Below are 10,453 nucleotides of genomic sequence, written 5' to 3'. Positions count from 1 at the left end.
TTCACTCGGTCGGCGTCGGACACGGGGACACCAGCCCTTCTGTTCGGATTGCGGATACCACGAGAAAGCTCGGAGAAATGGAGGGATCAACCGTTCTTCATTCATAACTTTACAGTCCGCGGGTTCGATCTCCAATATGATGGATCGTCCGCAATTCGAGACCAATGTCACCGGGGTCGCCAATGGCGACGCCATTAAAAGCCATTCTTTTTTCACAGGAAAGAATGCGAGGAGAAGAATGACCATGGACCCGCGGCAAGCGCCCCTCAGCCCGTGGCTGCGCCGGCCCCGGCACCGCCCCCGGGCGGACGTGCGCCTCATCTGCCTGCCCCACGCCGGGGGATCGGCGTCCTCGCTGCGACCGTGGCAGTACCTGCTGCCCCCCGGCATCGAGGCGCTGACCGTGCAGTACCCCGGCCGCGAGGACCGCTTCGGCGACCCCATGGTCGACACGATGCCCGAGGTCGTCGACGCGGTCGTGGACGCGCTCGACCCCCTCCTGGACCGCCCCTACGCACTCCTGGGGCACAGCATGGGCAGCGCCGTCGCCTACGAGGTGGCCGTGGAGGCGCGCCGCAGGTCGCTGCCGCCGCCGGTCCGGCTGTTCGCCTCGGGGCGGCCCGCACCCCATGACGTCGAGCCCGGCGACGTCCACCTGCGCGACGACGACCACCTGGCGGCCGACCTCACCCGGCTGGGCGGCACCCCGCCGGAGGTCCTGGCCGACGAGGAGCTGCGGACCGCGGTCCTGGGCTACGTGCGCAACGACTACCGGCTGATCGAGACCTACCGGCCGACGCAGGCGGAACCGCTCGACACGCCCGTGCACGTGTTCGTCGGCGCACAGGACCCGGAGTGCTCCGAGGAGGCCGCCGCGACCTGGAAGAACACGACGACCGGCGACGTCACGACCGAGGTGTTCCCGGGCGGGCACTTCTTCCTCGCGCAACAGCGCCGCGCGGTCGCGGCGACCATCGCCCGGGCCCTGGGCCACGAGCCCACCGAGACCGCCCCCACCTGGCCCAGCACACCCTGAGACCGTCACGACAAGGAAGATCACCATGGTCGCGGACTACTACACAGCCTCCGCCGAGTTCTACGAGATGGTCGCCGCACGCCACGTGCTCACCAGCGCCGGACCGCTGCGCACGGCGCTGGCCGGCGTCGACCCCGCCCACGGCCCCGTCGTCGAGATCGGGGCGGGCACGGGCCGCATCACGGAAGTGATCGCCGCGGCCCTGCCGCATTCCCCGATCCTCGCCGCGGAGCCGTCCACGCCCATGCGGGCGATGCTCACCAGCCGCGTCGTCGGCAAGGAGGACCTCCGCCGCCGCGTGACCATCAGCGCCGAGCCCGCCCAACACCTGCGGCTGCCCGACAGCGTCGGCGCGGTGGTCGTCTTCGGCGTGCTGGGCCACCTGACCCAGGACGAGCGGATCGCGCTCTGGCGCAAGCTGGGCGAACACGTCCCACCCGGCGCCCCGATCGTCGTGGAACTCATGGGCACGGGCACCGCCAAGGCCATCCCCCCCTTCCGCATGCTGCGCGAACGCATCGGCGAGCAGACCTACGAATGGTGGACGCAGGCCGAACCCGTCGAGGGCGACCTGCTGCGATGGGAGACGACCTGGAAGGTCCTCCGCGACGGCGAGGTGGTGCGCAGCACCCGCGACACCTACATGTGGGAGAACCTCAGCGTCGCCCGCCTCGCAGAGGAGGCGGGCATGGACGGACGCCTGGTCGGCGATCCCGGCCTCCCCGGAGCGCCGGAGATCGGCGTCCTCACCGTCCGGGGCGCCTAGGAGCCGTCCTCCTCATCCCCGTGGCCTTCGAGCGGGGTGCCGGGTACGGTCGTCGGGTGATGCCGACGACGCGACGCGAGTGCCCGCTGCACGGAGCGGGGGTGGACCCGGCGCGTCTGGTCGGGCGCCGCGTGCGGCAGGTCACGGCCACGTGGCACGTGCGCGCCGACCAGGCCGGTCGAGGTCTGGCTCGTCGACGACCTCGGCGACGCCGTTCACCTGACGACCGGCTCCGACTGGTGCCTGGTCGTGGACGACGCCGCGCCCCGCTCCGGTGACGACATGGGCGAGCACGGCACTGTGGAGGTCGCACCGTGGACGCACGGGTCGCCGTTCGTCCGTCATGCGGGGGAGCCTGTCGTCGCGGTGCACGAGAGGTTCGACTCCTACACCGGCCGTGTCGGCCTGGAGATCGTCTTCCCGACCGGCAGCGTCGAGTACGAGAGCTGGTGCGGGGACTTGCGCCCAGTGGGCTGACCGCCAAGGGGACGCCCTCGGTCATGGCCGGTGCGGGTCACGGGACGGAGCTCATTCACAGGACGGTCCTCGGTCCCGGGGGCGGCCGGTCGTGCCTACCTCCGGCCGGTTCCGGAACCCCTGAGGTCCTCGAGCAGCCGGAGGGAGTGCTCCAACGCGCGTTGGTACAGGGCAGGACGCTTCTCTGCGAGAGCTGTCCTGATCCGGACGTCCTCGGTAATGCTCGCGAGTGCCTGTTCGGTCTGTCCCAGCTTGCTCAGGAGGCGGGCCTGGGTGTTCAGGGACGCGGCGAGGTCCGGCAGGTAGGCGTCGGGCAGTTGTCGGGCCAGGGTGCGGCGGACGCCGACGGCTTCGGTGACCGCTCGGAGCGCTTGCTCGGATTGTCCCAACGCGCTCAGACTGCGGGCTTGGTTGTTGAGGGCTCTGGCGAGGTCGGGCAGGTGTACGTCGGGGCGTTGCCGGGCCAGGCGGCGGCTGATGTCCACGGCTTCGGTGATCGCCTTCAGGGCTTCTTCGGTCCTGCCCAGGTCGGCTAGGCGAAGCGCTTGGTTGTTCAGGGATGCGGCGAGGTCGGGCAGGTAGGCGTCAGGGAGCTGTCGGGCCAGGTTACGGCGGATGTCCACGGCTTCGTCGATCGCTTCGAGTGCTTCCTTGGTTCGCTTCAGAGCACCCAGGCGGACGGATTGGTTGTTGAGGACCATGGCGAGCTCGGGCAGGTGGGTGTCCGGTAGTTGCCGGGCCAGGGTGCGGCGGATGTCGACGGCTTCGGTGATGCTTGCGAGTGCCTGTTCGGTCTGGCCCAGCGTGCTCAGTCGGAGTGCTTGGTTGTTCAGGGACGAGGCGAGGTCGGGCAGGTAGGCGTCGGGGAGCTGTCGGGCCAGGGTGCGGCGGATGTCGACGGCTTCGTCGATCGCCTGGAGTGCTTGTTCGGGTCGTCCCAGTTCTGCCAGGCGGGTGGACTGGTTGTTCAGAGCCATGGCAAGGGCGGGCAGGTGTGCTTCGGTACGCTGCTGGACCAGGAGCCGGTAGTGCTGGACGGCTTCGGTGATGGCTTCGAGCGCTTGCTCGGCCTGTCCCATGTCGGACATGTGGAGGGCCTGGTTGTTCAGGGATCCTGCGAGGTCGGGCAGGTGGGTGTCCGGTAGTTGCCGGGCCAGGGTGCGGCGGATGTCGACGGCTTCGTCGATCGCCTGGAGTGCTTGTTCGGGTCGTCCCAGTTGAGCCAGGCGGGTGGCCCGGTTGTTGAGGGCCATGGCGAGGTCGGGTAGGTGGGCGTCGGGCAGTTGCCGGGCGAGGGTCCGGTAGTGCTGGAGGGCTTCGTCGATCGCCTGGAGTGCTTGTTCGGGTCGTCCCAGTTGAGCCAGGCGGGTGGCCCGGTTGTTGAGGGCCATGGCGAGGTCGGGTAGGTGGGCGTCGGGGAGCTGCCGGGCGAGGGTCCGGTAGTGCTGGAGGGCTTCGTCGATCGCCTGGAGTGCCTGCTCGGCCTGTCCCATGTCGGACATGCGGAGGGCCTGGTTGTTGAGGGCCATGGCGAGGTCGGGCAGGTGGGCGTCGGGGAGCTGCCGGGCGAGGGTCCGGTAGTGCTGGACGGCTTCGGTGATGGCTTCGAGCGCCTGCTCGATCCGGCCCATGCCGGACAGGTAGATGGATTGGTTGTTCAGGGCGAGGGCAAGGTGGGGCAGGTGGGTATCGGGGTGTTGTCGGGCGAGGGTTCGGTAGTGCTGGAGGGCTTCGTCGTTCGCTTCGAGTGCTTGCTCAGGGCGTCCCAGCTCACCCAGGCGGAGGGCCCGGTTCTGCAGAGCCATGGCGAGGCCGTCCAGGTGGGCGTCGGGGTCCTGTTCGGCTTGTTCTCGACGCGCTTGGACCAGGCGCGCGGTCAGACGCTCGGCCCAGACCGCCAGCCGCTGGCTGGACAGGGGCAGGGCATTGAGGAGATCGCGGAGGACCTCGGGCGAGGTGTCGGGATCGTCTGTCGCCTCTTCCAGCGCTCGGAGGAGCGGGCCGGGGTGTTCCACCTGGGTGGCCACGTCGATGACCGCCGGGCCCAGCGTGCGGATGTGGCGGGTGCAGAACCCGGTCAGTAGCCCTCCGACGGAGGGTAGGGCGGGGTGGGCGGCCGCGCGGGCGTACAGGGTCACCAGGCGTTCGGCGTCCGCGGTGGCGACGGTGTCCAGGTGGGGGTCGAACAGGGCGGGGGTGCGCTGCAAGCGCTGTCCTAGGAAGTACTCCAGCAGCCGGTCCGGTTGCAGGTGTCCCCACATCCGCTCCCCGTCCGGGGGGTACAGGCCGCCGGCCCACAGGCGAATCTGGTGCCTGCGGGCGGTGGTCTGCCCCTTCAGTACCGCCGCGCTTCCCAGGAGTTCGTCCGCCTCCTCGACGCCGGCGGGGGCCAGGGCGAAGACCAGGGCCAGCACGTCGCGCAGCGGTTGCGCCAGGTCGGCGTCGCCCAGGCCGTAGGCGGCGGCGCTGTGGTCCCAGTACCGGAACTCGTGGGCCAGCACCCGTCCCTCCACCGCGGTGTCGGCGGTGACGGCCGTGGGGTCCTGGGTGGCGTCCAGCAGGTCGGCCAGGGCGCGCATGTGCACGCTCAGCACGGTCTCCCACTCGGGGCCCGACAGGTCCGGATCGGCCAGGTGCGCCGCGACCCGGGCCCAGTCGGCCGGGCGCGGCGTGCGGGCCGTCGGCAGGGCCTCGGCGAGGTGGCCCAGGGCGGTGCGGTACTCCCGGGCGCGCTCGGTGGCGCGGGGCGCCAGCGGCGGTAGCGGGAGCTGCACGGCCAGGTCGGCCAGCAGGTGGCCGGTGGCGGTGTTGACCTGGTCCCACCACTCGCCCAGCGTGCGCACCAGCAACAGCAGCCGGACGGGGGCGTGCCCCGGCGGGCGGTCGCACAGCTGGAGCAGGCGCACGAGCTGCGCGGTGCGGGTCTCGGCGTAGTCCACCACCACCAGCAGCGGGGCCGTGGCCTCCTTGACCGGGCCCAGCTCCTCGACGGTGGCGTCCTGCCTGAGCCACACGGTGGCCCACCGCCTCCCCTTCGGGTCGGGCGCGGCCAGGCGTGCGGTGAGCTCGTGGGCCAGGCGGGTCTTGCCCTGCCCGCCGGGCCCGTGCACCACCGCCGCCGTGAGCGGTTCCTCGCCCTGGCACCACTCCAGCAGGGTCCGCATGGTCTCCTCACGGCCGTGGAAGCCCACCACCTGCCGGTGGGCCTCCAACAGCGCGGCGGGCGAGGGACGGTGGTGGGCGCGCGGGGTGTGGGCCAGGTGGGCGAACTCGACCGGCTCCAGCGCCAGGGGGACGCCGTGCTCGGCCAGGACCGCCCGGAAGGCGGGGTCGTGGTGGAGCACGTAGGCGGGCACGACCTCCAGGGCGGCGTGGTCGCGGTGTTCGGGGTCGGCGGCCACCACGCCCACCACCAGCTCGCCGTCGCCGCAGCGCATCGCGGCCCCCGACAGGCCCGCCCACAGCGAGCGCCGCTGCCCGGATCGTTCCTGTTCCCGGATCTCGTGGGGGAGCCAGCGGGGCGGGTGGGCGCTCAGGTCCATCACGTGCCGGTGGTTGACGTAGTGGCTGCCCGGGGCGACTGTTCCGGTCAGCTGGGCGGTCTCCGCGGCCCGGCCGGTGCGCTGCACCAGGTCCGGGAAGCCCCACACCTGGCAGGGGGTGCCGGGGGTGGTGGTGACCAGCCTTCCCCACCTGGTGGTCACCGGGTGCTCGCTCCAGTCGGGGTCGGTGACCTCCACCAGGGCGGCGTCGTCGTGGCTGTGCGCGGTGCCGCGCCAGACCACCTGCCCGGCGCGGGGCCGGTGGTCGGTGGCGGTGTGCACCTGGACCCGGCCGCCGACATCGGGGACCGTGTGGGCGCTGGTGAGCACCAGGCGCGGGGCGATGAGGTAGCCGGACCCGGTGCTGGTGGGGGTGGTGATGCGGGTGATGCGCTGGGCGGTGTCCAACAGGTACTCCGGTCGCTTCTACGGACCCCGCGCACGGGGGAGTGGGGGCTCAGCGGCTGAAGGCAGGGGGAGGGGTGTGCTCACCGGAGTCGCGGCGGGTGCTGCTGATGGACACGTCGCCGCCGGGGGTCTTCCTGGGGTGGGGGGTCAGGGTGAAGGACACGCGGTGGGTGCGGGTCCGGCTCGCCCCGGCCTCGACCTCGCCGGAGGCGATCCACGCGGAGAGCTTGCCCTTGGCCTTGCCGTCGACGCGGAACTGGACCTCGAAGTCCATCTGGATGGGGCCGACCTTGAAGGCGATGTCGGGGCTCTGGGCCTCGGCCTCCTCGACCGCCTCGGTCAGGTCCTCGCGCAGGGTGCGGACGGCGTCGGTCAGGCGGATTTCCACGTGGGCTCCTCGAAGAGCGGGGGAGAAAGGACGATCCCACGATCGCAGAACCCGCTCCGTGGCGCGGGCGCCGGAGGGGCGTTTGACCGTATGCGGCCAGTCCTCCTTCTGGAAGGCCGGTGGCTTCGGCACGTTCCGCGCCCGCGACCGTCGGGCGACCGCTGGTGGAGGCGTCGGCCCAGCTGACACGGGCGAAAGCATCCACAAGCCATTCCGCGGCCGGGGGATGCGGTTGTCCTCGAAGGGTTCCGGAGGCGGGGCCGGTGCGCGCGGTGGTGTCAGCCCTGCGCGCCGGCCTTCTGCTCCTCTTCTTCCCGCGCCTCTCGGGCGATCTGGTCGAACTCGGCGCCCATGGCCTCGGCGAGGGCGGTGGCCGCGGACAGCGGGCGGACCATGACGACGAAGTCGTCGATCCTGCCGTCCTCGTCCGTGTGGAGGAAGTCGCAGCCGTGGATCCGCCGCTCACCGACCCTGGCCTCGAAAATCAGGGCGTGGTCGCGGCGGTCGGCTCCGGTGATCTCGCGAACGTAGCGGAAGTCGGTGAAGACCCTGCTGACGCCCCTGATGATCGCGGCGGTCACGGCCCGGCCGGTGTAGGGCTTGAAGGCGACCGGGCTGGTGAACACCACGTCCTCGGCGAGCAGGGCGTGGATCGCATCGTGGTCGTCCGCCTCGACGGCCTCGCGGAAGGCGTGCACGATTCTCCTCTTATGCAACTTGTTGAATAGGTGCTTTGGAGGGTATCAACGGGGTCCGCGGCCGTCCAGGGGCTGCACACCTGTCTGCGGCGCCACGTCGGCGACCCGGAGGCGCTCGCCTAGCAGTGGGGCGAGCGCGTCCGGGTGCACGTCGGGAAAGGTCTGCGCCGGGGAGGCCGTCCTCCGGTCACCGTGGGATGCTCCTCGGCCCGGTGAGCCCTTCCCGCCACGGCGTCAGATGATCTGCTCGGTCGGGAGGATGGTGATCTCGGTCAGGTTGACGTGCTTGGGGACCGCGCTCATGAAGGCGACCGTCTCCGCGACGTCCGCGGACGACAGGACGTCGATCTGGTCGATCAGGTCGGCCATGAGCTTGCTCGCCGCCGGGTCGGTGACGTGGTCGGGCAGTTCGGTGTCGACCATGCCCGGCTCGATCGTCGCCACGCGGATCTTCTTGCGGCCCAGCTCGGTGCGGAGCAGTTTGGAGAGCTGGGTGACGTAGGCCTTGGTCGCCGAGTAGACATGGAAGCCCTCCAGGATCCGGACGGCGGCGATCGACGAGGTCATGATGAGGTCGGCGCTGCGGCCGTCGGACGCGGCCGACTCCAGGGACGGCACGAAGGCCTGGACGGTGTTCATGACGCCCTTGATGTTGAGGTCGATCTGGGCGTCCCAGTCTTCTGTGGCCAGGTCGGTGATGCCGGAGATGAGCTGCACGCCGGCGTTGGCGAAGACGAGGTCGACCCGGCCGAGTTCGTCGGCGATCCGGTCGGCCGCCGCGAGGACGGCGGAGCGGTCGGTGACGTCGGTCGGCAGGGCCAGGGCGGTTCCGCCGCCGGCGCGGATGCGGTCCTCGACCTGGTCGAGCCGGTCGCCGCGGCGGGCCACCAGCGCCACCTTCGCGCCGAGTTCTGCGAAGCGCAGGGCGGTCGCCTCGCCGATGCCGCTGGAGGCGCCGGTCACGACGGCGACACGTCCGGCGAGCGGGGTTCCGGAGACGAGCTGGGCGGAGGGCTGGGTGTTCTGCGCTGTGTTCATGTCGGCCAGCATGCGACCGGTTCCGCCGGATCGGGGGGTAGCGATACGGCCCCCCAGCGGTCCGGGGGCGTCCCGTGCCCGTCGGTAGGCTCGGGGCATGCCACGCAGCGAGTTGGGCGAGTTCCTCATGACACGCCGGGCCAAGGTGACGCCCGAGGCCGTCGGAATGCCCGCGGCGGGCGAGCGCCGCGTCCCGGGCCTGCGCCGCGACGAGGTCGCCGCTCTCGCCGAGGTGAGCGTCGACTACTACCGCCGCCTGGAACAGGGCAAGGAGACCCGCCCCTCGGAGGTGGTCCTGGCCGGCCTCTCCAGGGCGCTGCGGTTGACCGGGGCCGAGGAACGGCACCTGTACGCACTGGCCGGTACGGCGCGCAGGCTCGACGAAGAGGCCACGGTCCAGCCGGTGCCGACCGAGCTGCTGGGCCTGATGGACTCCTGGAGCGACTCCGGGGCCATCGTGCTGGACCCGGTGCTCGATGTCCTGGCGCTGAACGCCCGGGCGCAGGAGCTGTTCTCCGGTTTCGAGGAGACCGCGAACCTGTTGGAGATGGTCCTGCTGGACCCCGAGGGCCGCCGGTTCTTCGTCGACTGGGAGGCCTCCGCCGAGGCGACGGTGGCCAACCTGCGTGCCAGCGCCGACTTCGCCGTCGCCCCCGCCCGGCTCCGTGAACTGCTCGACCGGCTGGAGGCCGAGAGCCCGGAGTTCCCCGGCCTGTGGGCGCGCCACGACGTGCGGCCCAAGACCCACGAGACGAAGGTGTTGCGCCACCCCGCCCGGGGTCTGCTGAGCATCGACTTCCACGCCTTCGACGTCGCCAGCGTGCCCGGGTACCAGCTCCTGGTCTACCGGGAGAAAGAGGCCGAGGCGGGGGCCGGTACCACCCCCTGAGAGCACGCCCGGATCCTGGCGCCCCCGCGCGACCAGGGGTGAATGCCAGGGATCGCCGCGATACGTGAGGTCGGTTCGTTGCGGCGGGCAGCTCGACGAGGCGGCCGTCAGGGGTCTTTCATCCGGGGGCCTCGCGGGGCCGGGAGTCCGACTCGGCGTCACCGCTCCCAGGTCCTCACGGGAGTCGGCCGACAGGTCGGCGCCCGTGGGGAAGCCCTTCCTTCGTCGGTCCTCCCGGGCTCTTCGGGGGCGACTTTCGTCGGGGCGGGTTGGCTCTCGCGGTCGATGTCCCGACGGGATCGGCCTTCTAGGTTCGTGTGTGACGGCAGGCAACGGCGTGGTCACACGCGCAACCGGAGGGACGGGGCGAACATGGGCGGCATCCGCAGGGACCGGAACGGGCGAAGCCGGGGACGAGTGGTAGCGGTCGCGGGGGCGGTGGGAGCCGCGTCGCTGCTCGGCCCGATGGCGCTGGCCGCTCCCGCGTCCGCTGTCATCGGCGGGGTGGACGCCACGGAGGAGTACCCGTTCGTGACCGCCCTGTTCGACGACAAGGGCGTGCACTACTGCGGGGGTTCGCTGATCGATGAGCAGTGGGTGCTCACCGCCGCCCACTGCTCCGACTTCGACCTTCTCCCGACGGAGAGCATCTCCGTGCGGGTGGGCAGCAATAACCGGGAGGAGGGCGGCAGTGAACGCCGGGTCACCGAGGTGGTCCAGCACCCGGACTACGAGGCGGAGGACGTCAGCGACGACCCCGACTACCCCCACTCGTTTCTGCTGGTGCGCAAGGACATCTCCCTGTTGAAGCTCGATTCCCCGGTCGAGCAGACCCCCGTTCGCATCGCCGAGGACAGGCCGGAACCGGGCACGGCGGTGCGCGCCCTCGGCTGGGGCGTGGTCGACGAGCTCGGCCAGGAGCCCAAGCCGGAGATCCTGCAGCAGATCGACACCGGGATCGTGCCCGACGACCGCTGCGCGGAGCTCGACGGCGACCTGTGCTCCGAACACCCCACCGATGAGGCGCAGGTCTGCTCGACCGACTCCGGCAGCCCCCTGATCCGCGGCAGGGAGGGCGACTGGGAGCTGGTCGGCCTGACCAGCCGCGACGGCGACTACGACGAGAGCGTGGCCTGCGTGGGCCCGTGGGTCTTCACCGAAGCCGCGAAGTACGGCGACTGGGCCGTCGACACGGTGGGGAACTAGCCCGC

The 10,453-nt window shown here is 71.3% G+C and carries 9 protein-coding genes; 5 read left to right on the top strand and 4 right to left on the bottom strand.

The features are described 5' to 3' along the window. The first annotated feature begins 238 nt into the window (after window positions 1–238). The 3 genes from OUQ99_RS18115 (at window position 239) to OUQ99_RS18105 (ending at window position 2,279) form a co-directional block, all read left to right on the top strand. Window positions 239–1,036, top strand: coding sequence for a thioesterase II family protein (locus OUQ99_RS18115; RefSeq protein WP_267944949.1), 798 nt, complete (start codon window positions 239–241; stop codon window positions 1,034–1,036). A gap of 25 nt (window positions 1,037–1,061) precedes the next feature. Continuing rightward, the gene (locus tag OUQ99_RS18110) at window positions 1,062–1,802 is read left to right on the top strand and encodes a class I SAM-dependent methyltransferase (protein WP_267944948.1); all 741 of its coding nucleotides are present in this window, start codon (window positions 1,062–1,064) and stop codon (window positions 1,800–1,802) included. 249 nt (window positions 1,803–2,051) lie between these two features. After that, on the top strand, window positions 2,052–2,279 hold the full coding sequence (locus OUQ99_RS18105; protein WP_267944947.1) for a hypothetical protein: 228 nt from the start codon (window positions 2,052–2,054) through the stop codon (window positions 2,277–2,279). A gap of 95 nt (window positions 2,280–2,374) precedes the next feature. Here the strand turns inward: OUQ99_RS18105 and OUQ99_RS18100 are convergent, their stop codons facing one another. From OUQ99_RS18100 to OUQ99_RS18085, 4 genes are all read right to left on the bottom strand, one after another. Continuing rightward, the gene (locus OUQ99_RS18100) at window positions 2,375–6,229 is read right to left on the bottom strand and encodes a tetratricopeptide repeat protein (RefSeq protein ID WP_267944946.1); all 3,855 of its coding nucleotides are present in this window, start codon (window positions 6,227–6,229) and stop codon (window positions 2,375–2,377) included. A 49-nt stretch (window positions 6,230–6,278) separates the two neighbouring features. Next, the gene (locus OUQ99_RS18095; RefSeq protein ID WP_267944945.1) at window positions 6,279–6,617 is read right to left on the bottom strand and encodes a trypco2 family protein; all 339 of its coding nucleotides are present in this window, start codon (window positions 6,615–6,617) and stop codon (window positions 6,279–6,281) included. Window positions 6,618–6,895: 278 nt separating this feature from the next. Further along, on the bottom strand, window positions 6,896–7,315 hold the full coding sequence (locus OUQ99_RS18090; RefSeq protein ID WP_267944944.1) for a nuclear transport factor 2 family protein: 420 nt from the start codon (window positions 7,313–7,315) through the stop codon (window positions 6,896–6,898). 234 nt (window positions 7,316–7,549) lie between these two features. Further along, window positions 7,550–8,353 (bottom strand): SDR family oxidoreductase, encoded by an 804-nt coding sequence (locus tag OUQ99_RS18085; RefSeq protein ID WP_267944943.1) that lies wholly within the window; start codon window positions 8,351–8,353, stop codon window positions 7,550–7,552. Between the two features lie 97 nt (window positions 8,354–8,450). Between OUQ99_RS18085 and OUQ99_RS18080 the strand changes: the two genes are divergently transcribed. Both OUQ99_RS18080 and OUQ99_RS18075 read left to right on the top strand, forming a co-directional pair. Next, entirely contained in the window at window positions 8,451–9,242 is a 792-nt protein-coding gene (locus tag OUQ99_RS18080; protein WP_267944942.1) for a helix-turn-helix transcriptional regulator, read from the top strand. Between the two features lie 417 nt (window positions 9,243–9,659). After that, a complete protein-coding gene (locus tag OUQ99_RS18075) occupies window positions 9,660–10,448 on the top strand; it encodes a S1 family peptidase (protein ID WP_267944941.1) in 789 nt (262 codons plus the stop codon). Window positions 10,449–10,453: the final 5 nt, after the last annotated feature.

The sequence above is a fragment of the Streptomonospora nanhaiensis genome, assembly GCF_026642255.1.
GTDB lineage: Bacteria > Actinomycetota > Actinomycetes > Streptosporangiales > Streptosporangiaceae > Nocardiopsis > Nocardiopsis tropica.
Note: the sequence above shows the minus strand (reverse complement) of the source record. Positions and strands in the feature narration are given on the sequence as shown.